Origin of the sequence: Erysipelatoclostridium sp. DFI.2.3, assembly GCF_019132535.1 — a bacterium.
Lineage (GTDB): Bacteria > Bacillota_I > Bacilli_A > Erysipelotrichales > Erysipelotrichaceae > Clostridium_AQ > Clostridium_AQ innocuum.
In genome coordinates this window covers 25,806-52,402 of sequence record NZ_JAHOOJ010000022.1, presented here as the reverse complement: position 1 = coordinate 52,402, position 26,597 = coordinate 25,806, and the positions used below count along the sequence as shown (strand labels likewise).

The window sequence follows — 26,597 nt, the reverse complement described above, 5'->3', positions numbered from 1 at the left end:
CAAGACAATATCCCTGTGCTACACTGTCTTTATGAAGAGAAAGGAACGAATAATATGTTCACAAAAATTCTGACAAAACTTGGCTTTACCAAAGAGGAAACCAGCTGGATTTTATATGATGTGGGAAATTCAGCGCAGGTGCTGACCACCTGTACTGTCATATTTCCGCTGCTGATTGCGAAAATTACACCCGGTGACAGCAGTGTGTATGTCGGTTGGGCAAATGCAATCTATGCGATTATTCTGGCCGTGATATCACCGGTGCTTGGAACGATGGCGGATTACAAGGATAAGAAAATGAAGATGTTTAAGTTCTTCCTGTTTATGGGCATCTTTGGCGGCTTTGGCCTTGCCCTGCCATTCATCGACTACCGTGCGGCGATTGTAATTTTCATTATTGCTATGCTCGGCTATAACGGTTCCATTATTTTCTACGATGCCTTTATCGTGGATGTCTGCGATGATGAACGGGTGGATAAGGTGAGTGCTGCCGGCTATGCATGGGGCTATATCGGCTCTGTATTGCCGTTTCTGATTTTCGTGATACCCTTTGCGCTGGTAACACTTCTCGGTGATCCGAAGACCGGTGATCTGGTGCTTGGTTCCTTTACCCTGAGTTATCGGATGGCCTGCGGTCTTACGATGGGAATGGCCGTACTTTGGTGGCTTGTATATTCGCGTCCAATGCTGAAACATGTGAAGCAGAAAAATTTTCACGAACCGGTACCGCATGTTGTGCGGGAATCGTTTTCTCATTTATATCACACATTCCGTGATATTAAAAAGAATAAAAATATCTTTCTGTTCTGTATATCCTACTTTTTCTATATTGACTGTGTGAATACGGTTATCAAAATGGCGGTTTCCCTTGCGACAGAGATGGGAATCAGTGATGTCATGAGTCTGGTGGTCGTAATTGTCATCAATATTGTTGCCTGTCCGTTCTCCATTCTGTTTGGTAAGCTGGTGGAGCATGTAGGCAGTAAGAAAATGATCTATGCCGGAATCATCGGTTATGTCGGTGTCGTACTGGCAGGATCCCTGATTAAGACCTATCCGTCTTTTATCTGGGTGGTGGCGTTGCTGGTCGGTATGTTTCAGGGCGGTATCCAGTCCGTTTCCCGTTCCTACTTTGCCAAGCTGATTCCGGATAAAGCAGATTCCAATGAATTTTTTGGATTTTTCTCTGTATTCTCCAAATTCTCGGCAATATTAGGGCCGATGGCGGTATCTACAATTATCATGATTACCGGAGAAACACAATATGGTATTCTCGGTCTGATTCCGATGATGCTGCTGGGCATGCTGTTCCTGGCATTTGTCAAGGATCCGGAAAGCGAACAGAAATTTCATAAGAAAAAATAAGGAAGCACAAAGGAATGCATCATAAAGAAGGGCCGACTTCATGCTATGGGAAGACTGCTCTTTTTTCTTGTATAGTAGGGGACATCCAGCCGTATAAAGCTGTGAATCAAACACAGTCTTTTACATGATGAACATACGAGAGGCTTTGGATGAGCATAGTTGTTCATTCTCTGAAAGATATCAGCAGGAAGCAGGGGATGCAAAAAAGGGAGCCGGAAGGCAGAACATTCCGGTATTATGGGTATTCTGCTGCGCATCCATCCTTATATCGAAAAATGCCGGTTGTGTTGTATGCCGGTAAAATAGCAATATGGTAGAGGGTGGTTTCGGGCAGTGCAAGTATGCTTCCTGTCTTACCTTATACTTTTTTAACGAATTTCAATATATTTTAGGAGTTTTGTCCTTTTCATACGTATATAAGACTGTATATAAAAAAAAAGGAGGATTGTACATATGCAAAAAGAGATGAAAAGGGAGTATCCGATTCCCTTTCACAATGATGTTTTTTTCAAGTATATGCTGATTGGAGAGGATGCAGGCTCTGAGCTGCTGAGAAGCAGGATTATTGAAGAGATTTACGGTTTAAAGGTTCAAACAACAAAAGTGCTGAACCCTGAACTGCTGCCGGAAGTCTTTTTCGGAAAACGAGCAGTACTGGATGTTGTATTGGAGGATGAGGCAGGCCATTTTTATGATTTGGAAATGCAGGTATCCGGTTATACACAGGAAGAACAGCTGCGATTTCAGCAGTATGGCTACCGCCTGGTTGGCAGACAGCTGAAGCAGGGCAATGATTATACCAAGCTGAAGCCGTTTTATCAGATTATTTTTATGAATTCGATGCCAAAAGCAGGAGGACGTATGATTCGTCACTATAAGGTGAAGGATGAAGATAATCAGGAGGAGCCCAATGGCACACTGAATCGGGCTATCGTATTCCTGCCGATGATCAAACAGCGAATCAGGGAAGTTGGAGGCATAAAAAATCTGACAGAATTTGAAACATTTTGTTATGTGCTTGCATATAATCCGGATGATGCTATACTAAACATGAAGAGAAGGATGGTGGATGTGGCAGTGGAAAAATATAATGAAATGAAAGAAGATAATCAGTTATTCAGCTGGGCGGAATCGGCAGAATTTGCCGAACGCGCAGTCCAGGCCAATCTGAGGGAGCAAACAGCAGAAGCTAAAAAATCAGGAATGGAGGAAGGTAAAAGAACTTCCTTAAAATTACTGTTACTACACAAGTATGGCGTGGATGATGCCTGGGTGGATACATTGACTACGCAACAGGTTGAGGATGCTCTCATCAGCATTTTGGAGTGTAGTACATATGATGCTTTAAAAGCACAGCTGACAGATCGAAATGCTAAATAGTTTACTTGAAAAAAGCTGAACCTGCAATAAAGGCTTCAGCTTTTTTCATTATCGGCTGTAGGAAGCAAAAGGACCTGTACTATGTATGGGTACAAACAAGGAGGGATAATATATCTACGATGTGTGTATTCTTAAGGCGATTGGTTATATCGAAGAGAATACAGCACAGGCAGAAGGCTGTGAAACAGCAGGATGATAATTTTGAATATGTGGAATTGTGAAGCATGGACCTGTTGTCAGCTTTGGGCTTTTATGATACCCGCATGGGAAATACGGTGTCATCAGCAGAGTTTACCTGCTTTTATCATTTATGATGCAGGATTACTGCATACGCCGATAAAAAGCGGAAGTTCAACACCATCCATACGGGTGGAAATCACATAGAGAAACGGGCGGTTCAGGTTCAAATCCAGAACCTTAGGATGCTCCATATTAGCGGCACCTGTGGCACCAATCATCGTATATGCACTTGCTTCAATCCCCTCCTCATTCAGTGCAATGCTGGTTTCCTGCTGGATATCTGAAACAAAAAAGGGCTTTTCATTCGTTATACCATTTAACTCTGCGGCTATATCAAACAAAGAGGTGACACCCATAGCTTTTAAGGTATCCGCAAGCTGCAGCTTGGAATGAACCTTGAACTTTGGCAGAGAGAGCTTCACGATACCAAAATCTGCTCCCTCGGTATCGTCCTTCAGTAATTCCTGTAGAAATTCCTTTTGCTCCATCATTCTGCGGATATCCTTACCTTCCTTTGGCAGTACCAGCGTCAGGCTGGAGGAATTGCTCAATGTCAGGGAAGTGGCGGCATAGTCCTTGTTGTCAATAAAGAAATGAGATCCCATCTCCTTATGCATGAAATCTGTATCAACCTTACCATCCTGTGCATAAAAGATATCCTTTTTTGTATCCTTTTTATCGAACTCAGTATCAAACCGTGCTTTATAGTAAACTGCGTTGAGAATCGCCATGCGCATGGATTCATTTGTCCTTATAGAGGGGGACAGATTTCCATTGGTGTGCTCACGAATCCACGCAGCCATAAGGTCCGCAGTCTTTGCCTGTGAAAAATCCACATCATAGGCAGCGGCATAAAACTGCTTATTTGCGGTTTCTATAAAGTCTTTATTTACCGGATATGAATTTTGTATCCATAAGGAATTTGCAATTTTCAGCTGTCCGCTTTCATTGTCGGTATATAAACGGCGATACAGATTCCCCATATTTTTTGCAGAATCCCTGCCGTCAACATGAAGCAGCGTCTGCAGCTGCTCTGCTGTCTGTCCCTCACTTGCCTGCAGTGTCATCATCAGCGGATAATACAAGCTCAGCGGGGAATAGCTGACATTATCGGAAGCGGTCTTTAGGATTGCGGAAAAGCTTTCCTGTGAGAAATCCGCATAGCCGCTCAGCAAGGTACCGTCTACAGGATTATCGTCTACTATGGCGATTTGTGCATCATGATCCTCGATGGAAGGACTTTTTGGATAGTGGATATCAGCGGGTGCTGCGATTTTTGGATTTGCCTGCTCCTGCGGTTTTTCCGTTTTGCTTGGTGCTGTCTTTTGCAGGGAGGAGCAGCCGGTGAGAAGCAGAAGCACACATAGGATACGTACTGTTTTTTTCATAAGAATCCCTTCTTTCTGTACTGTAAACGAATCACGCCTGCGATTTATTTCATTTCTTTCCTTTATTGTAATAGAAATTATAATAAAAGCATATGAAAACTGAGAGAAAAGGCAAACAAGACAGCATGTTAAAGGCGCAAGCCCTGTAGGTGGAGAGCTTGCGCCTGTTGATTGCAGTTAAAATATGACTGTACATATTAGCTGCTGATTTGGTTTAGCTTTGATTCTGACGAATCAGATTCAATGTACCTCCGGCCAGTATGGTTTCAATATCACGCTGTGTCAGACTATGGAAAACCTGAAAGCTTTTGTTTTTCGTGATATTCATTACCTCCACCGGTGTATGCTCCGCAAGGGATTTCAAATTTGTGATAGTTAATTCATCCAGTTCATCAATGGTATCGTAATCCTCCTCGTTACAGAAGGTAAACGGAATAATGCCGAAATTGATCAGGTTGGCACGGTGGATCCGTGCAAAGCTTTTGGCAATCACCGCTTTGATTCCCAGATACATTGGGGCTAATGCGGCATGCTCACGGGAGCTTCCCTGTCCATAATTGGCTCCTGCAATAATAAATCCTCCTCCGTGTTTGAGGCAGTCATCATGGAAGCTTGCTTTTACGTTCATGAAGATGAATTCACTGATTTTTTCAATATTGGAACGGTAAGGCAACACCTTTGCACCTGCCGGTGCAATGTGATCGGTGGTGATATTGTCACCTACCTTAATCATGACCTTTTTGTCAATGCGATCCTCCAATGGGGTATTGATTGGCAGTGGCTTGATATTGGGACCGCGCACAACCTCTGTTTCCGCAGCTGTTTCTGCATCCGGAACAATGATCATGGAATCGTCAATGGTAAAGACTTCCGGTTCCTGTGGCAGCTCATACTCCACGGTACGTGGATCAACAATATAGCCGTACAGTGCACTTGCAGCTGCGGTTTCCGGAGAAACCAGACAAACCTTCGCACTCAGGGTACCGCTTCTGCCGTAGAAATTCCGGTTAAAGGTACGCAGGGAAAGTGCATTGGTAATCGGTGACTGTCCCATGCCGATACAAGGACCACAGGTGGATTCGAGTATTCTGGCACCTGCGGAAATCATATCGGAGAGACCACCGTTTTGCGAAATCATATGCAGTACCTGTCGGGAGCCCGGAGAAATAACCAGACTGACATTTGGATCTACGGTTTTATTCTTCAGAATACCGGCAACGCTCATCATATCCATATAGGAGGAATTGGTACAGCTTCCGATGGCTACCTGATCCACCTTCAGACCGAGCACCTCGCTGATAGGAAGAACATTGTCCGGAGAATGCGGCATGGCGATCATCGGCTCCAGTGTGTTCAGATCAATATCGATAACGGTATCATAAACAGCATCCTCATCGGCTTTCAGTTCCTCATAAGCATCCTCACGGTGCTGTTTCTTTAAAAATTCCCGTGTAACCTCATCACTTGGAAAAATCGAGGTCGTTGCACCGAGCTCAGCTCCCATATTGGTAATGGTGGCACGCTGGGGGATACTCAGACTTCGTACACCGTCTCCGCTGTATTCTATAACATTCCCCACACCGCCTTTTACACTCAGTATCTGTAATACCTTTAAAATGATATCCTTGGAGCTGACACCCTTTGTCAGGGAACCATGTAACCGAACGTTGATAATGTTCGGCATGTTGAGATGAAACGGCATGCCGGCCATGGCACAGGCAACATCCAGACCGCCGGCTCCAATAGCCAAAGCCCCCATGCCTCCCGCAGTCGGTGTATGGGAATCACTTCCCAAAAGGGTAGCTTGCGGCTTTGCAAAGCGCTCCAGATGAACCTGGTGGCAGATTCCGTTACCGGGACGTGAAAAACGAACACCGTGCTTCATTGCCACCGTCTGTAAATATTTGTGATCATCGGCGTTTTCAAAGCCGCTCTGTAATGTATTATGGTCGACATAGCTGATAGACAGATCGGTTTTGACCTGATCCACACCCATCGCCTCCAGCTGCAGATAGGCCATGGTTCCTGTGGCATCCTGTGTCAGTGTCTGATCAATGCGGATTGCGATGGGTTTTCCTCGCTCCATCACCCCTTCTACCAGATGCTTCTGTATGATTTTCTCGGTTATTGTTGGCATAACTTCCCTTCCTTTCTCGTATACATGGAATATTATATCATGAAAAATGAAAATATTTCATTGAATTTATGAAAATTATGATATAATGGTGAAAGAATACTGTAAAAGGAGGTAGAGGAAATGAATGAGCATTTGAATTCTTTTTACCAGAAGGCGCGGGAGCATAACGATATCGCAAATGATCTGTTTCGCAAGTATGATATTAAAAAGGGTCTGCGAAATGAAGATGGCACCGGAGTACGTGTCGGTCTGACCAAAATTGCGGACGTTGTCGGTTATAAATATGTTGAAGAAGTGAAAACAGATGATATAGGAAAGCTGTACTATCGGGGCATAGAGCTGCGGGACATCATCCATGGCAGAAATTATGAAACGATTTGCGGGTACGAGGAAGCCTGCTTTTTATTACTCTTCGGCTATCTTCCGAAGAAGGAGGAGCTGCAGGAGTTCTGTGGCTATCTGCGTGCGCATTATGAGCTGCCGGATGACTTTCTGGAATCCAAATTTCTGCATATGCCGGGAAAAAATCTGATGAACCGGCTGCAACAGGCAGTGCTTGCCTTATATGATTATGATGATGCACCGGACAACATATCGGTGGAGAATACGCTGGAGCAGGGTCTGAATATTCTTGCCAAGCTGCCTTCGATCATCTGCTATGCCTATCAGAGCAAAATGCACCGGTATAATAAGGAAAGCCTGGTGATCCATCCGGCACAGGAGCAGCTTTCCATTGCGGAGAATATTTTGTATATGCTGCGCAAGGATCATGCATTCAGCGATCTGGAGGCCAAGCTGCTGGATATGATGCTGATTGTACACGCGGATCATGGCGGAGGGAACAACTCAACGTTTACCAATGTGGTCATCTCCTCCACCGGAACGGATTTTTATTCCTCCATGGTCGGAGCCATTGGCAGTATGAAGGGACCAAGGCATGGTGGTGCCAATCTGAAGGTGAGCGGTATGATGAAAGCTGTTATAGAAGAAATCGGCTACTGTGAAAATGATATTGAAATCAAGGCACTGATTTACCGTATCCTGCATAAGCAGTTTTACGATTACAGTGGTTTAGTATATGGAATGGGGCATGCGATTTATACGCTGAGCGATCCGCGAAGTGAGGTACTGCAGGAATATATTGAAAAGCTTGCCGAGAAAAAGGGCAAGGTCAGGGAGTATGAATTTTATCAGCGCTTTGAGCAGTGCGCAAAGGAGGTCATACTGGATGTTAAGGGGGTGCATATATCCAGCAATGTGGACTTCTACAGCGGCTTTGTATATGGCATGATGGGCATTCCGGAGGATTTGTTTACACCGTTGTTTGTTATGGCGAGAACCATCGGATGGCTTGCCCACAATATTGAAAACAAGGAATACGATGGAAGAATTATGCGTCCGGCAACCAAATATGTCGGCAGTGTGAAGAAATATGTAAAAATGGAGGACAGATGAGATGAGAACGATAACAGTATTTAAGGGAGACGGCATCGGACCGGAAATCGTGGATGCCGTGTTACAGATTCTAATGGCAGCAAAGGCACCATTGGCTTATGAATGCTTTGAGGTTGGAGAAGCGGAATATGAGCGCAACGGGAAGCTGATTCCGGATGCGGCGTTTGCATCCTTCGAGAAAAACCGTATTTTATTGAAGGCTCCGATTACAACACCAATTGGAAAGGGATTTCGTTCCCTGAATGTGACGCTCCGAAATAAATATGATTTATATGCGAATATTCGTCCTGCAAAATCCAATACGGCAGTAAAGACACCGTTTGACCATGTGGATATTGTGACCTTCCGCGAGAATACAGAGGATTTGTATGTTGGTGTGGAGGAACAGATTGATGCGGATACGGTGCATGCGACAAAGATTATCACACGCAAGGCCAGTACACGCATCATACGGGATGCTTTTGCATATGCACGGGCAAATGGCAGAAAAAAGGTTACCTGTGTACATAAGGCAAATATTCTGAAAATGAGTGACGGGATGTTTCTTTCCATCTTTCAGGAAATCGCAAAGGACTATCCGGATATCGAAGCGGATGATAAAATCGTGGATAATGTATGTATGCAGCTGGTCATGCGCCCGGAAACCTTCGATGTCATGGTGATGCCGAATTTGTACGGGGATATTGTCAGTGATCTGACAAGCGGCCTGATTGGGGGGCTGGGGCTTCTACCAAGCAGTAATATCGGAACGGACTATGCAATGTTTGAAGCGGTACACGGCTCTGCACCGGATATCGCTGGAAAGCATATCGCAAATCCGACGGCACTGCTGTGGTCTGCCTGTATGATGCTGGAGCATTTACAGGAAGGTGAGTGTGCTGCGAACATTCGTAAAGCGGTGGATGCTGTGCTGATGGAGCAGAAATATCTGACACCGGATCTGCATGGAAGCTCGACAACTGAGGAATATCGTGATGCCGTTATCGCAAAATTATCATAGCTAATAAGATATATGAAACAGCCGTATTACAGAAAAGCTACGGCTGTTTTGCTTTAGAATTTTATCTAATAGACTTGAGAATAAGATATTTAGGTATGATTAGAGGATATTAAGAGGCAGATTTTTATTCGATTCAATATGTTGATGCTTGACTTGTATCCGCATTTTCTTGATTTTTGTATGAAGCATAAGAGAAAATAGGGTATAATGAAAAGGACAAGGCGGGTGATGAGTAACATGAGAAAGGCAATACCTATCGGGGTAAACAGCTATCAAAAATTACGGGAAGAGGATTACTATACGGTTGATAAAAGCCGAATGATTGCAGAATTTCTGGAACGTAAAGCAACAGTAACCCTGATCACGCGACCTAGGCACTTTCACCGAAATATTGCCGATACCTTTGGTATCCGACAAGAGGCGCGCTAGTAGCGGGAAAAACAATCAATATGAGTAGGCGCTGCCCGCCCATGGCGTGCTTGCCAGCTTTTTTGACAACACGAAGGATGCAAAAGCTATATTCAAAGATACGGAGATTATGCAGACAGAATATTCCACGGTAATGAACACCTACCCTACAATTTTTCTTTCTTTTGCGGATGCAAAGGGGGATAAAAATAATATTGTCATGCAAATGAAATTGCAGCTTTTAAAGGAATATAAAAAGAATAAGCAGGTTCTTGAAAATATCGATATATTTGAAAAACCGGCATATGATGTCATTCTGCGCGGTATGTCGGATATACAAAACGGTTCATTAAAAGATGTAGTAAATGCGATTAGTTTTCTTATGACGAAATGTCACCAGTATTATGGAAAACGGGTCATGCTGTTTATTGATGAATAGGCACTGCCCGCCCAAGGCGCGATACACCATTCATCGAAGCACACACGCAGGGGATTTATGACGATTTGCGAAGCTCTCTTTCTTCCATGCTTCATACGTCACTGAAAACCAGTGATGATTTGCAGTATGCGATGCTCACCGGTATACAGCGCGTTGTGAAAGAGAATGTTTTCTCAGATTTAAACAATCTGCTTGTTTGCACGGTGAAAGATAAGGAGTATGCGGAATATTTTGGTTTTAAAAAAGCAGAGGTGGAACAAATTCTGCATGCATATGATTATGAGTATAACACCGAAATTCAGAATATGTAGGCGCTGCCCGCCCAAGGCGTGACGGATACAATATAGGAGGAATTGCTATCTACAATCCCTGGTCCATTATCAATTATGTTAACAGGGGAGAATTGATCCCGTACTGGGTGAATACAAGCTCTAATAAAATGATAAAGCAGGCTATGCAGGATTGTGATTCATCATTTAAAGAAGGCTATGAAGAGCTGATACGGACAGGAACAGTAAATACCCTGGTAAATTTTGAGGCATCCTTTTATGAGTTGAAGGAAACAAACAGCCTTTGGGGCTTGTTTGCGCCTTAGGCGGGCAGTGCCTAAATGCAGGATATCTTACAATTAAGGAAATTACAGATGCTTTAGAAGGCAAGTTTGTGTTAAAGATACCCAATAATGAAATTAAAAGAGAATTTCAGTCTTTAACTGCATATTATTTCCATTTGGATGAAAGCAGTGTTGCGTATCTTTTAGATAATTTTCAGAATAAGAATTGGGATGCTTTTATAAGTGGTTATCGTAACATCCTGAAGACTGCTGTCAGCTACTTGACCAACTGGCCTCCAGAGGATGATTTAATCAATGAGAATTCCTATCAGACTCTGCTATTAGGGCTGTTCATGCAGTTGGATAACAAATATGAAATCATCAGCAATCGTGAGCGAGGTTCCGGCAGACTGGATATATTGCTGAAAAGCAAGCTGATTGATAGAGCTTCATTTCTGATCGAATTGAAATACACAAAAGATGCGAATGTAAATTTAAAAGAACTGGCTCAGAAGGGATTTCAACAAATTCTGGATAAAGAATATGCAATGGATATGGAAAATGTAATGAAAATTGGCATGGCACATTGTGGTAAACAGGTTGAAATTTATGTAGGGAAGGACGCAGAATCAATTGGGTAATCATTTGAAAACGGTCATGTTCTAAATCCTTATAAAAATAAGCACCGTGAATGGTTTTGATGATACGCTATGATATATAGCCTTATAGTGATGTACAGAGCATGTTTTTTATACAACTAAAAAAGATTTCGGTTTCTTGACTCTTTCTTACGTTAGGGTGTTTACAAAAAAGAGAATGCAACTTCTATTGATTAACATACAATAGCGCTGTATTCTCTTATTTTTAATTTATTCATATTATTCACATAATGGGGTAAGAACCGTTTTTTTATTCCCTTTTTGTTGTTGGATATTAAAGAGTCAAGGTCGTATCTGTCCTTCTCCCAATATGATATATTTTTTGGTTGTTAAAGCCTGCAGTCCCATAGGACCACGTGCATGCAGCTTCTGTGTACTGATTCCGATTTCTGCTCCCAGACCAAATTCAAATCCATCTGAGAAACGCGTAGATGCGTTGGCATATACACAGGCACTGTCAACCTCCTTCAGAAATCTTTTAACCGATGTGTAATTCTCGGAAATGATTGCTTCACTGTGATGTGTGGAATAGGTGTTGATGTGTGTGATGGCTTCCTCCAGAGTAGATACCGTTTTTATGGAGATTTCCAAATTCAGATACTCGCTTGCGTAATCCTCCTCAGTAGCGGGAATACAATCCGTATCCAAAGCGCATATATGGGAATCCGCATGAATTTTTACATGGTGCTGCTTTAATGACGCAAGAAGCTCCTGTGTAAAACTGTCACTGATATCCTTATGGATCAATACACTTTCACATGCGTTGCATACGCTTGTCCGCTGTGTCTTGGCATTGATGATAATAGGAATCACCTTGGCAGTATCAGCATCCTTATCGACATAGACATGACAGTTTCCGGTGCCCGTTTCCAGTACCGGTACCGTTGCATTTTTAACTGTATTGGCAATCAGTCCGGCACCGCCGCGGGGAATCAGCACATCGAGATATGCATTCAGCTTCATAAAGGCAGTTGCCGTTTCCCGGGAGGTATCCTCCAGAAGTGTGATGATATCCGCACAGAAGCCACAGGCAGCGGCAGCCCTTCGCATACTGCTTACGATAACCAGATTGCTTTGCAGAATATCCTTGCTGCCACGCAGCATAACCGCATTGCCGGCTTTTAAAGACAGGACCGCCGCATCCACGGTCACATTCGGTCTTGCTTCATAGATCATGCCGACGACACCCAGTGCAACACGCATGGTTCCAATCTGCAATCCGTTTTCTGTAGTATGCATATCTGTGATTTCTCCGATAGGATCCGGTAATGCACATACCTGATACACACCCTCGATAATCTGCTGCATCCGTGCTTCATTTAACAGCATGCGATCAAGCAGCCCTGCATTCATACCATTCGCTTTCCCGTTTTCAACATCTAGGGCATTCGCTTTGAGGATAGCGGGCATATCCTGTTCCAATTGCTTTGCGATTGCACGTAGCAATGCGTCTTTCTGATTTCTGTCCGCATTCATAATCTGACGGGATGCCTGCTTACAGGCATTTCCCAACTGTTCCAGTGTCTTCATCTAAACTTCCTCCTTTGTATCAAACAGGGTACCGCGATATTCATCCCGAAGGATATCATACAGAATGGATGGCTTTTTCCCATTGGCGATAATCATGGGAATACCATGCTCATTTGCAAACTGTGCTGCGGATATCTTGGTAACCATGCCACCGGTACCTCGTGAAGACCCTGCACCCTTTGCCATATTGAAAATGGATTCATCAATGCTGTTGACGACCGGAATCAATTTGGCATTTTTGTTTTTTACGGGGTCATCCTCATACAATCCATCAATATCGGACAGCAGCACCAGCAGATCGGCATTGGTCAGATAAGCGGTTACTGCACTCAGTGTATCATTGTCCCCATAGGCGATTTCATCGACTGCCACACTGTCATTTTCATTGACAATGGGAATCACACCATATTCCAGCAGGGTTTCCAACGTATTGACTGCATTCTCACGCAGCATCTCGTTCTTTGTGACAGTTTTGGTAATCAGCAGCTGTGCGATGCTTTGTCCGTATTGAGAGAAGAATTTATCATAGATAAACATTAGCTCACACTGTCCCACTGAGGCAGCTGCCTGTTTTTCACGCATCAGCTCCGGACGTTTGCGCATCTGCATCTTGGCTACACCTGCTGCAACTGCGCCACTGCTTACCAGGACAATATCCAAACCACTGTTTTTGATATCGCTCAGCACCATTGCAAGGGCATCTATTCGTTGGAAATTTAAACCGCCTCCGGAATGTGTCAGCGTGGAGGAACCAACTTTGACTACCATCCGTTTTATTTCTTTCATATCTTTCATTTATTTACAACTCCTTTGAAAATTGTTTCTTCTATTATACCGAAGAAGAATCAAAGACGCAATGCTTTCTATATATGAATATGAAATACACGCTTCCAATAGACAATGGCGAATATTAGGAAAAGGGGGTAAGTGTTGAAAGGAAACTCTATAGTCAGTAAAGGATATGGATAAAAAGAGGATAGCTCTTCTCGTATACAAGCCTTGTAGATATATACCTGGGAATTACTTGCATAAACAAAAAAAACATTATGTGTAGAGTCTAATAAAAAAAGAGGATTTATTACGAGAGGAAATAAGATTGGACAGGCTGTAATCGTGACTCTACCGTATATACATGACGGTGAAATAGCGTGCCTGTGTTTTGGGAGTGAATAGAAATCAGAAAGCGAGTAAAGTTTTTGATTTTTAGCACTAAAGTGTTGACAGTGCTAAAATTCTGTACTATACTGTTAGCAGACTTAAAGAGCGAGTGCTAACAGGAGGTAATTACGTATGGCGAGAAAGAAACAATTCAAGGCTGAGTCCAAACGTCTATTAGATCTGATGATCAACTCTATTTATACACATAAGGAAATCTTTTTGAGAGAGCTGATCTCCAATGCAAGTGATGCAATTGACAAGCTGTATTATCAGGCACTGTCTGATAACCTGAGTGATGTAGATACATCCGGCTTTAAAATTTATCTGGAGGCAGATAAGGAAAACCGTACTCTGACAATCCGTGATAACGGTCTGGGTATGAACAAGGATGAGCTTGAGGACAATCTGGGAACGATTGCGAAGAGTGGCTCTCTGGCGTTTAAGCAGGAGATGGAAGATGCAGAGAAGAAGGATGATGTGGATATCATCGGACAGTTTGGTGTCGGCTTCTATTCTGCATTTATGGTTGCCAGCCGTGTGGAGGTAACGACGAAGAAATACGGTGAGGAAACCGCCTATCTGTGGAGCAGCAATGCGGTTGACGGCTATTCCATTGATGAATGTGAAAAAGATGAGCATGGAACAGAAATCGTTCTGTATCTGAAGGATAACACGGAAGATGAGAATTATGACGACTATCTGCAGCAGTATGAGATTGAGCGTCTGATTAAGAAATATTCCGACTATATCCGTTACCCGATTGAGATGTGGGTGGAAACCAGCAAGCGTGTGGACGATGCGGAAAGTGAAAACGAGGATGCGGATAAGCCTGCTGAACCGAAATATGAAACTGTAAAGGAATTGAAAACGCTGAATTCCATGATTCCGTTGTGGAAGAGAAGCAAGTCTGAAATAACAAAAGAAGAATACGATGAGTTCTATAAGAGCAAATTCAACGATTATACAGAGCCGCAGAAGGTGATTCATACGAGTGTAGAGGGTGCAGTTTCCTTTACAACACTGATGTTTATCCCGGGTAAGGCACCGTTCAACTATTATTCTCAGGACTACAAGAAGGGTCTGCAGCTGTATAGCCGTGGTGTCTTCATTATGGATAATGCGGAAGAGCTGATTCCGGAGCATTTCCGTTTCGTAAAGGGTCTGGTGGATTCCCAGGATCTTTCTTTGAATATCTCACGTGAAATGCTGCAGCATGACCGTCAGCTGAAGGTGATTGCGAACCGTATCGAAAAGAAAATCAAATCCGAGCTGCTGCTGATGCTGCGCAATGACCGCGAAGAGTATGAGAAGTTCTGGAAGAATTTCGGTCTGCAGATCAAATTCGGTGTATACAATGACTTTGGCGCAAACAAGGAAACCCTGCAGGATCTGCTGATGTTCTATTCCAGTAAGGAACAGAAGCTGGTTACACTGGATGAATATATTAACCGCATGGAGGAAGGACAGGAGCACATCTACTTCATGAGCGGTGACAAGGTTGAACTGATTGACAATCTGCCACAGGTCAAGAAGGTGAAGGAAAAGGGATATGAAATCCTGTATCTGACGGACAATGTGGATGAGTTTGCATTACAGGCACTGATGAATTACAAAGAGAAAACCTTTAAGAACATTTCTCAGGGTGATCTGGACCTGGATAGTGAAGAGGAAAAGAAGGAACTGGAGAAAAAGGCTGAGGAAAATAAGGATCTGTTAAGCGGCATTAAGGAAGTGCTGGGCGATAAGGTGAAGGATGTTAAGATTTCTTCCCGCCTGGTGGATGATCCGGTTTGTCTGAGCAGTGAGGAAGGCATGTCCTTTGAGATGGAAAAGGTGTTAAGTGCTATGCCGGAAGGAAATCCGTATGGTATGAAGGCATCCCGTATTCTGGAAATCAATCCGAATCATGAAATCTTCAATGCTTTGCAGAAGGTATACGAGCAGGATAAGGATGCAGTGAAGGATTATGCAGATTTATTGTACGATCAGGCATTGCTGATTGAGGGCTTCCCGATTGAAAATCCTACAGAATTCTCTAAGAAAATCTGTGATTTCATGGTAAAGGCCAGCAAATAAAAGCGCATTCCGTTAAATTAAACAAGAAAACAACCTGTTTTAGTGAAGCTTTACACTGAGACAGGTTTTCTTATTACCTAGAGATTTCAAATGCAGAACAAAGTGATGAAACGCCGATATGAAGCAATAGTGACTTTTACTGTCCATAACACGCGGATAGCGACATCTGTATATCAGCAGTATGCGCAGGAACAGGTCGTCTTTTTGTAGCATCATGGGAAGGAACAAGTAATCGTCCACTGCCAGTGGAAAATATGCTGCTGTACCAGGTGAATGCGAGGCGAAACGGTTACGAAGAACAATAAAGGCATGGAAGACTGCTTCCAGCTGCTTTGGCAGAAATGCTGCTGGATACGTCGCATGGCAAAAGCATAGAGTAAAGTCAAACAACTGCTTTTTCATATGCTGAGGAGCTTTGCTGCTGAATAAAAGGGGAGTCGCTTCATGTTTTGTATAAATGCTACAGAGATGCCTGCATCCGTATAAAAACACCTGTTTCATCACACAGGAGTCTCATTCTATGGTACAATTAAAACACTTCCGGTAGACGGATATGGTTTTACCGGATACAGCATATCATACGACGAGGGAGGTGCCTGTATGAGACGAAGAAGTATATTTGGTATTATCGTGTTGTCTATTATAACCTGCGGCATTTACTATCTGATTGCCTGGGTACAAGTATTCAGTGATATCAATTACGGTGCAAGAGAAAATGATACAGCTATCACTGATCTACTGCTGTCCTTTGTGACCTGCGGTATCTGGGGTATATTCTGTTTCTGGAAATATTCCAAAAAGCTGTATATGATAGGAGCCGAGGATAATAGTCTGATCAATGTTTTGCTCGCTGTGTTTGGCTTGCCGATTATATCGCTCTGTATCATGCAAAGCAGTATCAATGATTTGATCGATCGCACCTACTGATATGATATGAGTCGTGATGGAAAAAATGCACTGGGAATCGGAGTAATCCTGTTTCTGGTGCTCTTCGTTTTCGGAAGCTTCTGTCCGATGGAGCGGATATTTGGGATACCATGTCCGGGCTGCAATATGTTTTCTGCCATATACTGGCTGTGGAAAGGTAATCTTTCTGCTGCCTGGTATTTCCATCCGGCTGTATTCCTTCTGCTTCCTTACGCAGCGGTATGCGCAGTGCTTTTTGTGAGAAACAGAGAAGATATTTTAAAGAGAAGAGCATTTCGTGTGATGAGTGTGCTTTTGTTATGGATAATGCTTGCTGTATACCTGTGGCGAATGCTTTATGTGTTTCCTCATGCGCCTATGCAGGTGAATGAGCATGCACCGTTTATTGGCCTGCTGCAGCTGTTTTTTTAGAAGTGTTTCTTCCTTTATGGCAATATTACAGGTACATGAGCTTTTTATAAAAATTTCCTTGTCTGATGAAGTAGAAATCTCAGCTTGTGAAAAAATGTGAAAAGCAAACAACAGAGGAAAGCTCGATAAGTCGATATATATCGGCTTTTTTTGTTTATGATAAGGAGCGCATACGGTCTGTTTGTGAAAAAGTGATAACGGTTACAGCAAATTCATTGAAAAGCATCTGCTGATAGTATAGAATAAGGTAAAAAATAGGGCATATAACTTGTATAAAAGGTTAAAATGTGCATAATATTTCAAAAATTAACGTAAATTAATGCGAATTTTACTTAAAAATATAGACAGCATCACTTGTGAAATATATAATAAGCCTGTAAAGAGGTGTTGCTGTATATGAATAAAAATATTGGTGAACTAATCAAACAGAAACGGACAGAAAATAAGATGACACTGAAGGATATCAGTGAAGCAACTGAGCTTTCCATCGGTTATCTGTCCCAGCTGGAACGTGGACTGACCTCCATTGCTCACGATACGCTGAAGAAGGTCGCAAAGGCGCTCGGAGTTGAGATGACGTATTTCATGGAACAGCCGAAAACTAAGGAAAAAGCGGTACTACGCAGCTATGAGCGGGAAATTCTGCGTATTGAGGGAAGCTCAATCATCGAATATGCGATGACAAATATGGCAGATCGTGGGGAAATGCTGCCGAAGCTGGTCGAGATTTTGCCCCAAAAGGAAGTGGAGGAGTCGCTGCCGTATCCACATGAGGGGGAAGAATTCGTCTATGTGCTGGAAGGTATCCTGACACTGCAGATTGAGGCTGATGTCTGTGATCTGTATCCGGGAGACTGTGCACATTACAAATCCACAAGAACACATAACTGGAGCAATCAGACCAATAAGGTCGTAAAATTTATCACCATCAATACACCGAACCTTTTTCAGGAAGCAGGAGAGAAGCTATGAAAGAGCCTACCGTAATCAATATTCAGAAATATTCTGTGCATGACGGAGACGGTATCCGTACAACGATATTCTTTAAGGGCTGTCTGCTGAACTGCTGGTGGTGCCACAACCCGGAAAGTCAGAGGTATGCACCGGAGCTGATGTTTAACCGGGAAAAATGCAGTGGCTGCGGATATTGCCGTAAGGCTTGCAGTCACGGAGCCATTACGATTGAGGAGGATGGTACAGCACATACGGATACAGATAAATGTGTGCTCTGTGCAGACTGTCTGGATTACTGCCTTCACAACAACCGTGAAATCGTCGGAAAGCAGTACAGCATTAAGGAGCTGATGACCATCGTAAACAAGGACGCGCATTTCTATGAGGAAAGCGGCGGGGGTGTAACGCTTTCCGGGGGAGAGGTCATGACGCAGGATATTGATTATCTGGAAGAGCTGTGCAGACAGCTGAAGGATAAGGGATACAATGTCGCGATTGATACCTGCGGGTATGCGCCAAAGGAAAGCTATGCACGGCTGCTGCCGTATGTGGATACCTTTTTGTACGATATCAAGACACTGAATGATGAAGCACACAAAAAGTATATGGGAAAATCCAATGATGTCATACTGGAGAATCTGGAATTTCTTGCGGATCATCGTGCGGATATCAACATCCGCATACCGGTCGTTGTTCCGGTGAACAGCGATGCGGATACAATGCTGGATATCATTACATATTTGAAAAAGCGCATTGGAATCGTCAAGGTGAATCTGCTGCCGTATCACAATACGGGAAGCAGCAAATATGAAAAGCTTGGTCGCGTCTATCCCGCAGCGGATTTGGGCGTGCCATCACAGGAGCATATGGAAATGCTGAAATCGCTGTTTGAGGAACATGGTTTTCAACAGGTGAAGATAGGAGGATAAACAATGGAACTCAGAGGAATGAATGATCGAATCAAGAAACTAAGAAAGCAGAGCGAGGAAACAACACCGCACATTTTTATGGAACGTGCCATGCTCATGACGGATGCCTACAAGAAATACGAGGGTGAGGTATCAATTCCGGAGCTGCGCGCACTGTCAATGAAGGAAATTTTTTCCCGCAAGACCATCACGATTGAAGACGGTGAGCTGATTGTCGGAGATAAGGGAGCAGGACCGCAGTCTACCCCTACCTTCCCGGAGCTGTGCTGCCACACGCTGGAGGATATGAAGGTTATGAACGACCGTGAGCTGATCTGCTTTAAGGTCAGTGATGAGGACATGAAGCAGCAGGAGGAAACGATTATCCCATTCTGGGAAAAACGCTCCATCCGTCATAAGATAATCAATTCCATGTCACAGGAATGGAAGGACTGCTATGAGGCAGGTATCTTTACAGAATTTATGGAACAGCGTGGTCCGGGGCATACCGTCGGCTCTGAGAAAATCTATGCAAAGGGATTTCTGGATTACCAGCAGGACATTGAAGAGGCAATCGCTGCGATTGATTTCCTAAACGATCCGGAGGCAATCGAAAAACGCGATGAGCTGCGTGGTATGAGTATTATGTGCGATGCCATCATGATTCTGGGAAAACGCTATGCAGCGCTGGCCAGAGAGCTTGCGGAAAAGGAAAGTGACCCTGTACGTAAGGAAGAACTGCTGCAGATTGCCGCAAACTGTGACATCGTTCCGGCACATAAGCCGAAGACCTACTGGCAGGCGATTCAGATGTACTGGTTTGTACACCTCGGTGTGACAACCGAGCTGAATCCATGGGATGCATACTCCCCGGGACGTCTGGATCAGCATCTGAATCCGTTTTATGAAGCAGATATCGAAGCGGGACGTCTGGATAAATCCAAGGCAAAGGAGCTTCTGGAATGTCTGTGGGTGAAATTCAACAATCAGCCGGCTCCTCCAAAGGTGGGCATCACGCTGAAGGAATCCTCCACTTATACGGATTTTGCGAATATCAATACCGGAGGGATTACACCGGATGGAGAAGACGGGGTCAATGATGTATCCTATCTGATTCTGGATGTTATGGATGAAATGAAGCTGCTGCAGCCATCCAGCAACGTACAGATCTCCAAAAAGACACCGATGAAATTTATCAAGAGAGCATGTGAAATCAGTCGAAAGGGCTGGGGACAGCCTGCCTTCTACAATACGGAGGCGATTATTCAGGAGCTGCTGAATGCCGGGAAATCCATTGAGGATGCACGTCGTGGAGGAACCTCCGGCTGTGTGGAAACCGGAGCCTTCGGACGGGAAGCATACATTCTGCAGGGATATTTCAATCTGCCGAAAATTCTGGAAATCACACTGCATAACGGATGGGATCCGGTTGGCGGAAAGCAGCTGGGCTTACAGCTGGGAGAAGCGGAAGACTTTAAGAGCTATGACGAGCTGTTTGATGCCTACAAAAAGCAGATTGAGCATTTTGCGGATATCAAGGTTAAGGGAAGCAATATGATTACCCGTATCTATGCGAAATACATGCCGGCACCGTTCCTTTCCATCATCACCGACGACTGCATCACCAACGGCAAGGACTACAATGCCGGAGGTGCTCGCTACAATACGAACTACCTGCAGGGAGTAGGTATCGGAACAATCACCGACTCTTTGTCCGCAATCAAATACAATGTGTATGACAAAAAGAATTTCACAATGGGTGAGCTGATGAAGGCATTGCAGGATAACTTCGAAGGAGAAGAGCATGTTCGTCTCTATAATCTGGTTTCCCGCAAGACACCGAAGTATGGAAATGATGATGATTATGCAGACGCGATTATGAAGGAGGTGTTTACCTTCTATAAGAATACGATCACCGGTCGTCCGAACATGCGTAACGGTCAGTGGAGAATCAATATGCTGCCGACCACCTGCCATGTATATTTTGGTGAGGTTATGCTGGCTTCTCCAAACGGCCGTCTGGCACACAAACCGGTCAGTGAGGGGATTTCTCCGGAAAAGGCAGCGGATGTGAATGGACCAACCTCCGTTATTCGCTCCGCAAGCAAGATGGATCATCTGTCTACCGGTGGTACGCTGCTGAACCAGAAGTTTACACCAAGTGTTGTAGCCGGAGAAGACGGTTTAAGCAATATGGCAGATTTGATCCGCTCCTATTTCAACATGGACGGACACCACATTCAGTTCAATGTCATCGACCGTGAAACACTGATCAAGGCACAGCAGAATCCTGCGGAATACCGCGATCTGATTGTACGAGTTGCAGGCTACTCCGATCATTTCCGCAATCTGAGCAAAGAGCTGCAGGATGAAATCATTAATCGTACAGAGCAGAGCTTTTCATAAACAATATTAGGAAAGAAGGAAAATAGTTATGAACAAGACCATTGGATTTATCGGCAGCGGAAACATGGGCGGTGCGATGATCGGGGGGATCATCAAGGCCGGTCTGACTGCCAAAGAAAACATTTATGTATCCGACATCAACGAGGAGAGTCTGGCTCGTGTACGGGAAAGCTATGGCGTCAATACGACAACAGACAATGCGCAGCTGGCAAAGGTATGCGACATCATTGTGCTGTCTGTAAAGCCGTTCCTGTACCCGGTTGTCATCAATCAGATCAAGGCTGTTGTGAAAGAGGATGTCATCATCGTCGTGATTGCAGCCGGACAATCCTCCGAAGCGGTAGCACAGCTGTTTGGAAGAGAAATCAAAATCGTCAAGACAATGCCAAACACACCGGCACTTGTTGGTGAGGGTATGGCTGCCATTGCACCTGCAAAGAATGTCACAAAGGAAGAAACCGCAGAGATTACGGCTATCTTCAACAGCTTCGGTAAGAGTGAAATTGTACCAGAGCACCTGATGGATGCGGTAACGGCAGTCAGCGGATCATCACCGGCATATGTCTATATGATGATTGAAGCAATGGCAGATGCCGCCGTAGTGGAAGGTATGCCAAGACCACAGGCATATAAATTTGCGGCACAGGCGGTACTGGGAAGTGCCCAGATGGTTCTGGAAACCGGAAAGCATCCGGGAGAGCTGAAGGATATGGTTTGTTCACCGGGAGGAACGACCATCGCTGCTGTCGCAAAGCTTGAGGAAACCGGATTTCGCTCCAGCATTATGCAGAGCATGAAGGCTTGTGCGGATAAATCAAGAGAGATGTCGAAATAAAACAGAGGAATTTGGAAGAAGGCTGTGCTTCACATGTGTTTGCGGCGAGGATTGCAATTAGCGTGCAGGGATGTCTGCAATTGCAAGAACTGCTGAAAGCAAGACGGCGCCTGTAACAGAGGGATGCTGGAACAGAGTGCCGGTGAATAACAGCAAGCAGCATTGGAGTTAAACAATAGAGAAGACGCAAGAGCGTACAATGGGAGTTAAAGAGAAGATTATGGATATTACTACTATTATTATTGGATTGCTGATCGTACTGCTGATCGGATACACTGCTTTTTTCGCTTACGACCTGATCAAACACAAGGATGAGTTTGAGGGAGATACCTCCTGGTGGAAGACCGGCGCTATCGGGGCTCTGGTAAATTTCTTCGATCCGCTGGGAATCGGGGCATTCGCTCCACAGACAGCATTACTGAAATTTACGAAGCAGACACGGGATAAGCTGATTCCGGGAACGATGAATGTTGCCAACTGTATTCCGGTACTGCTGCAGGCACTGATTTTTACAACGGTTGTCAAGGTTGAGGCATGGACACTGGTTGTCATGCTGGCTGCCGCTATGCTTGGTGCAGTTCTCGGAGCAGGTGTGGTTTCCCGCATGTCAGAGAAGAAAATTCGTCTGGTAATGGGGTTTGCACTTGCATGTACGGCATGCATCATGCTGGCAAGTCTTTTGAAGTTAATGCCGATTGGTGGAGATGCCATTGGACTCGCGGGTGGAAAGCTTGTGATTGCCGGTATCGTCAACTTTATTCTGGGAGCATTGATGACAGCGGGTGTCGGTCTGTATAATCCCTGCATGGTCCTTGTGTATCTATTGGGAATGTCTCCGGATGTCGCGTTCCCGATTATGATGGGATCCTGTGCCTTCCTGATGCCGCCTGCATCTGTAAAGTTTATCAAGGAGGGGGCATACAATCGAAAATCAGCACTTTCCATGGCGATTTTCGGATCAATTGCAACTCTGGTTGCATCTCTTCTGATCAAATCACTGCCGCTGGATGTACTGAAATGGATCGTTGTATGTGTAACGGTATATACATCCACTGTCATGCTGCGTGCCGGGTTTTCAAAGGTAACGGAGCATACAGCAGCTGCAAAAGCTGAAGCAGTGGAAATCGTAGATTAAAATTGTAAGAGGTTCACTTCCATGTGACCTCTTTTTTCTGTTGTGCTCTTTGAACAAGCATGACAGCCGTAATGTCAGGTTCTATTTTACTTAGGGTATACGATAGAAGGAGAATTTAAATTCTGTTATAAGAATGCTTCTTTTTTTAATGCAGGCCTGATTGAGAAAGTAGCATGATGTGGCAGTTCATCCTTTTTATATTCTTTCATTATCCAGATTTTGCAATATTGATATTAGTGACTGGGAAGCCGGGGCTTCTTATAGTATAATAGAAATGAAAACAAGGAGTAGAAAGCATGATAAAACATATTGTATTTGATATAGGAAATGTATTGATGACCTTTGCACCGGAGACCTATTTTATCCGGTGGTTTCAAAGTGAAGAAAAGACACACCGTGTCTGCAGCCGTATTTTTACACATGAAGCATGGGAGAAGTATGATCAGGGAATCTGGATGCTGGAGGATCTGTATGCGGTGTATCACGATGCATATCCGGATATGGTTGAGGAGACGGATATCGTATTACAGAACTGGCTGCAGCTGATGCAGCCGATGCAGGAAAGCATAGCCTTTATGAAACAGATGAAGAATGCCGGTTATGGAATTTATATTCTTTCCAATATCAGTCAGGATTCTGCGGATTATTTGAAGGAAACCCAGCAGTTCTTTCCACTGGCGGACGGTGCGGTATTGTCCTATGAGGAGAAAACCAACAAACCGGATCCCTATATTTTTGAAGTGCTGCTTGAGCGCTATGAGCTCAACGCCGAGGAGCTTCTTTATCTGGATGATAATGTGGAAAATACTAGGCAGGCAGAGAAGATGGGAATACAGGGAATCTTATTTACAGATGAGGGCTGTATCGCGAAGGCGCAGAAGCTGTTGAAAGAGGAATGTCATGTTAAAGATTAAGCAGATGGTAAGCGGTGTTATCACCGGTATGGATGAGGCGCATAACGGACTGCTGCGTATAGGAAAGGATATCGTACTTGTGCGCCATGTGTTGAAGCAGGAGGAGGTCCGTGTCCGAATTGTCAGGCGTATTGCAAAGGGGTATATCGGTGAGGTTGTAGAAATTAAAAGGGCATCTCCTTTCCGTAAACCGGTGAAGTGTCCGATTTATGAGCACTGCGGAAGCTGTCAGCTGCTACATATGAATGCGCAGGGACAGCGTGTATTTAAGAACCAAAGTATGCAAGCCCTGTGTGACAGGGCGAAGGGAATGAAATTACAGACGGAGGATATCGTCATGATGGAGGAGCCATGGCAGTATCGCAATAAGGTGATTATCGGATTTCAAAAGGACAGGCAGCGTCGAATACAGGCAGGCTTTTATGAGGAATTCTCTCATCGTATAATCCCCTATAAATGCTGTCCTCTGCATCCTGAGGTGTGTGACAGCATAATTGCAGGCATTGTGGAGCTGATGGGAAAGCTCCACATCGAACCGTATAATGAGGATCAGCGCAAAGGGCTTATCCGGCATGTAGTCGTGCGGTATGGTGCGGTAAGCAAACAGATCATGATCGTTCTTGTATTGAATTCCAATGTGTTTCCGGCAAGGAGGAATTTTATACAGGAGCTAAGAAAACGATTTCCTCAAATTACAACAATCGTGCAGAATGTGAATACCAGAAAAACAAGCGTGGTGTTAGGGGATGAGGAGCGTGTACTATATGGTCCCGGGTATATCGAGGATGTTTTGTGCGGTATGACCTTCCGGATATCTGCAAAGTCTTTCTATCAGATCAATCATGAGCAAACGGAAGTTCTTTATCAGCGTTCGGTGGAGCTGCTGGAGCTAAGTGGTAAGGAAACGGTGCTGGATGCATATTGTGGAATCGGGACGATTGGGATGTATGTATCACGCTTCGTGAAGCAGGTGATCGGTGTGGAAATCAACCGTGATGCGGTGGAGGATGCCAAAATCAATGCGAAGATCAATCAGATATCCAATATCCGTTTTGTTTGTGAGGATGCTGGGCGCTATATGACAAGGCTTGCGGCGGAGAAGAAGCGGCTGGATGTCGTGATTATGGATCCTCCCAGAAGTGGAAGCAGTGAGGATTTCATTAAGAGTCTGGTACGGATGAAGCCGAAACAGGTATTGTATATCTCATGTAATCCGCAGACGCAGATTCGCGATTTGCAGATGTTTGAGCGTATGGGATATCGGGTACAGGGCAAGCTGGTTCCGGTGGATATGTTCCCGCATACGGTTCATGTAGAGAGTATCGTGAAATTAGTGAGAAATAAATAGAAAGGTAAATTAGAAATTTATAGGAGGGATTATGAATTTTAAAGACATTATTTCTATAGCAGCAGTAATTGCAACAACAGTAGTAGCAGTGGTTTCTATATTTTTGAATCATCGTTCAAATTTGAAACATCAACTGTTTTTAGAAAAACTCAGAATATATAAAGAACTTATGGTAATCGTTTCTCAGTCCACAAGTCAACGTGCAAATAGGGAAGAACTGCATTTGCGGTTAATAGCTGTCAAACAAGAAATTATATTATTTTCTACTGAGCCAATCATTAGGAAGCTGGCAGATATTGGAGATATTAATTTCACCAATGATGGACAAACAGAAGTTCAAGCAAAAGAGAAATTTGATAGATATTTTATCTTTACTAAACTTAATGAGACGAGACTTACTGAAACAAAATGATAAAATTTCGGATACAACTCTAAAAAGGTTAATTTAACCACTAAAATAATAGGTATAACATGTATTCGGCGCAATTAGAAAGATAAACTAAAACTGTAAGTCATATTTGAATTTGGGAAGCAATTTTAGGGATATTAGACGATGAGAAATGATTATGGAATGGTGAAAAGATGATAACAGGATACTACTGCACAAATATTTTTTCTGAGCATGCGAAAGAACTGATTGAGTTTTACAGGGAAATATTAGAGATACCCTTTATTAAAACTAATGTTGACGATTCAAATGGGGTTTATCTTGGCTTTAATGAAAATATCCACTATTTGCATATGGGATTGCAAGGCATTCGACGCACCACCGACTGGTTATCAATCCTTTGTATTTCAAACAAAAAATCTTGATTCAACAGTAGAATGGTTAAAGGGAAAAGGGCTTCCACTAGCTGACCCTGTGCGATATGATCGGGGAACTAACGAGCTTCGCTTAAAAGATATTGATGGAAATGAGATAGTGATAGCTGAGTTTGTTTGATAAATGACTTTTGTAGTATTAGCTCGTC

Annotated in this window: 26 protein-coding genes; 21 read left to right on the top strand and 5 right to left on the bottom strand. The window is 43.8% G+C overall.

The annotated features are described in order from the left end of the window. Positions 1-54 precede the first annotated feature (54 nt). Both KSZ58_RS18125 and KSZ58_RS18120 read left to right on the top strand, forming a co-directional pair. Positions 55-1,365, top strand: coding sequence for an MFS transporter (locus KSZ58_RS18125; RefSeq protein ID WP_008817821.1), 1,311 nt, complete (start codon positions 55-57; stop codon positions 1,363-1,365). Between the two features lie 453 nt (positions 1,366-1,818). Further along, positions 1,819-2,745: a PD-(D/E)XK nuclease family transposase gene (locus KSZ58_RS18120; protein ID WP_009270807.1), complete on the top strand. Its 927-nt coding sequence runs from the start codon at positions 1,819-1,821 to the stop codon at positions 2,743-2,745. 308 nt (positions 2,746-3,053) lie between these two features. On the opposite strand, the gene KSZ58_RS18115 is transcribed toward KSZ58_RS18120, so the two are convergent. Next, the gene (locus KSZ58_RS18115) at positions 3,054-4,373 is read right to left on the bottom strand and encodes a serpin family protein (RefSeq protein WP_009270806.1); all 1,320 of its coding nucleotides are present in this window, start codon (positions 4,371-4,373) and stop codon (positions 3,054-3,056) included. Positions 4,374-4,587: 214 nt separating this feature from the next. Further along, a complete protein-coding gene (locus KSZ58_RS18110; protein WP_009270805.1) occupies positions 4,588-6,510 on the bottom strand; it encodes an aconitate hydratase in 1,923 nt (640 codons plus the stop codon). A gap of 120 nt (positions 6,511-6,630) precedes the next feature. Here KSZ58_RS18110 and KSZ58_RS18105 point away from each other — a divergent pair, with 120 nt between their 5' ends. From KSZ58_RS18105 to KSZ58_RS18075, 7 genes are all read left to right on the top strand, one after another. Continuing rightward, positions 6,631-7,965, top strand: coding sequence for a citrate synthase (locus KSZ58_RS18105; RefSeq protein ID WP_008817817.1), 1,335 nt, complete (start codon positions 6,631-6,633; stop codon positions 7,963-7,965). A gap of 1 nt (position 7,966) precedes the next feature. Further along, entirely contained in the window at positions 7,967-8,965 is a 999-nt protein-coding gene (locus tag KSZ58_RS18100) for an isocitrate/isopropylmalate dehydrogenase family protein (protein WP_009270804.1), read from the top strand. A gap of 237 nt (positions 8,966-9,202) precedes the next feature. Beyond that, positions 9,203-9,394, top strand: a complete 192-nt coding sequence (locus KSZ58_RS18095) for an AAA family ATPase (RefSeq protein ID WP_009270803.1) — start codon at positions 9,203-9,205, stop codon at positions 9,392-9,394. Positions 9,395-9,440: 46 nt separating this feature from the next. Further along, positions 9,441-9,812 carry an AAA family ATPase gene (locus tag KSZ58_RS18090; protein ID WP_009270802.1) on the top strand — a complete coding sequence of 124 codons (372 nt, stop codon included), beginning with the start codon at positions 9,441-9,443 and terminating at the stop codon, positions 9,810-9,812. Positions 9,813-9,877: 65 nt separating this feature from the next. After that, complete coding sequence (locus tag KSZ58_RS18085) at positions 9,878-10,123, top strand: AAA family ATPase (protein WP_253278434.1); 246 nt, start codon at positions 9,878-9,880, stop codon at positions 10,121-10,123. 143 nt (positions 10,124-10,266) lie between these two features. Next, positions 10,267-10,407 (top strand): hypothetical protein, encoded by a 141-nt coding sequence (locus KSZ58_RS18080; RefSeq protein WP_009588258.1) that lies wholly within the window; start codon positions 10,267-10,269, stop codon positions 10,405-10,407. Then, positions 10,386-11,006 (top strand): PD-(D/E)XK nuclease domain-containing protein, encoded by a 621-nt coding sequence (locus KSZ58_RS18075; RefSeq protein WP_009270800.1) that lies wholly within the window; start codon positions 10,386-10,388, stop codon positions 11,004-11,006. The genes KSZ58_RS18080 and KSZ58_RS18075 overlap by 22 nt, the downstream gene beginning before the upstream one ends. A 300-nt stretch (positions 11,007-11,306) precedes the next feature. Here KSZ58_RS18075 and KSZ58_RS18070 read toward each other — a convergent pair whose 3' ends face one another. Then, entirely contained in the window at positions 11,307-12,554 is a 1,248-nt protein-coding gene (locus KSZ58_RS18070) for a glutamate-5-semialdehyde dehydrogenase (protein WP_009270799.1), read from the bottom strand. Next, complete coding sequence (gene proB, locus KSZ58_RS18065; RefSeq protein ID WP_008817810.1) at positions 12,555-13,349, bottom strand: glutamate 5-kinase; 795 nt, start codon at positions 13,347-13,349, stop codon at positions 12,555-12,557. Positions 13,350-13,844: 495 nt separating this feature from the next. On the opposite strand from proB, the gene htpG reads away from it, so the two are divergent. Continuing rightward, entirely contained in the window at positions 13,845-15,788 is a 1,944-nt protein-coding gene (gene htpG / locus KSZ58_RS18060) for a molecular chaperone HtpG (protein ID WP_009270798.1), read from the top strand. Between the two features lie 39 nt (positions 15,789-15,827). On the opposite strand, the gene KSZ58_RS18055 is transcribed toward htpG, so the two are convergent. Next, on the bottom strand, positions 15,828-16,190 hold the full coding sequence (locus tag KSZ58_RS18055; protein ID WP_238135817.1) for a hypothetical protein: 363 nt from the start codon (positions 16,188-16,190) through the stop codon (positions 15,828-15,830). A 198-nt stretch (positions 16,191-16,388) separates the two neighbouring features. Between KSZ58_RS18055 and KSZ58_RS18050 the strand changes: the two genes are divergently transcribed. The 11 genes from KSZ58_RS18050 to KSZ58_RS22895 all read left to right on the top strand — a co-directional run bounded on the left by KSZ58_RS18050 (position 16,389) and on the right by KSZ58_RS22895 (position 26,439). After that, a complete protein-coding gene (locus KSZ58_RS18050) occupies positions 16,389-16,715 on the top strand; it encodes a DUF4234 domain-containing protein (RefSeq protein ID WP_008817807.1) in 327 nt (108 codons plus the stop codon). A gap of 6 nt (positions 16,716-16,721) precedes the next feature. Then, a complete protein-coding gene (locus tag KSZ58_RS18045; RefSeq protein WP_008817806.1) occupies positions 16,722-17,126 on the top strand; it encodes a DUF2752 domain-containing protein in 405 nt (134 codons plus the stop codon). 396 nt (positions 17,127-17,522) lie between these two features. Beyond that, positions 17,523-18,098 (top strand): helix-turn-helix domain-containing protein, encoded by a 576-nt coding sequence (locus KSZ58_RS18040; RefSeq protein WP_161129247.1) that lies wholly within the window; start codon positions 17,523-17,525, stop codon positions 18,096-18,098. Next, entirely contained in the window at positions 18,095-19,009 is a 915-nt protein-coding gene (locus KSZ58_RS18035; RefSeq protein ID WP_009588237.1) for a trans-4-hydroxy-L-proline dehydratase activase, read from the top strand. Before KSZ58_RS18040 ends, KSZ58_RS18035 begins: the two co-directional genes overlap by 4 nt. Before the next feature lie 3 nt (positions 19,010-19,012). Continuing rightward, positions 19,013-21,394 (top strand): trans-4-hydroxy-L-proline dehydratase, encoded by a 2,382-nt coding sequence (gene hypD / locus KSZ58_RS18030; RefSeq protein WP_009270794.1) that lies wholly within the window; start codon positions 19,013-19,015, stop codon positions 21,392-21,394. A 28-nt stretch (positions 21,395-21,422) separates the two neighbouring features. After that, a complete protein-coding gene (proC, locus tag KSZ58_RS18025; protein WP_021419989.1) occupies positions 21,423-22,229 on the top strand; it encodes a pyrroline-5-carboxylate reductase in 807 nt (268 codons plus the stop codon). A 199-nt stretch (positions 22,230-22,428) separates the two neighbouring features. Further along, positions 22,429-23,364, top strand: a complete 936-nt coding sequence (locus KSZ58_RS18020) for a sulfite exporter TauE/SafE family protein (protein WP_008817801.1) — start codon at positions 22,429-22,431, stop codon at positions 23,362-23,364. A 296-nt stretch (positions 23,365-23,660) separates the two neighbouring features. Next, positions 23,661-24,278 carry an HAD family phosphatase gene (locus tag KSZ58_RS18015; protein WP_008817800.1) on the top strand — a complete coding sequence of 206 codons (618 nt, stop codon included), beginning with the start codon at positions 23,661-23,663 and terminating at the stop codon, positions 24,276-24,278. Then, the gene (gene rlmD / locus KSZ58_RS18010; RefSeq protein WP_009588236.1) at positions 24,265-25,626 is read left to right on the top strand and encodes a 23S rRNA (uracil(1939)-C(5))-methyltransferase RlmD; all 1,362 of its coding nucleotides are present in this window, start codon (positions 24,265-24,267) and stop codon (positions 25,624-25,626) included. Before KSZ58_RS18015 ends, rlmD begins: the two co-directional genes overlap by 14 nt. Positions 25,627-25,657: 31 nt before the next feature. Further along, complete coding sequence (locus tag KSZ58_RS18005; protein ID WP_009270758.1) at positions 25,658-26,038, top strand: hypothetical protein; 381 nt, start codon at positions 25,658-25,660, stop codon at positions 26,036-26,038. A gap of 170 nt (positions 26,039-26,208) precedes the next feature. Then, complete coding sequence (locus KSZ58_RS22895) at positions 26,209-26,439, top strand: hypothetical protein (protein WP_224720919.1); 231 nt, start codon at positions 26,209-26,211, stop codon at positions 26,437-26,439. The last annotated feature ends 158 nt before the right edge of the window (positions 26,440-26,597 follow it).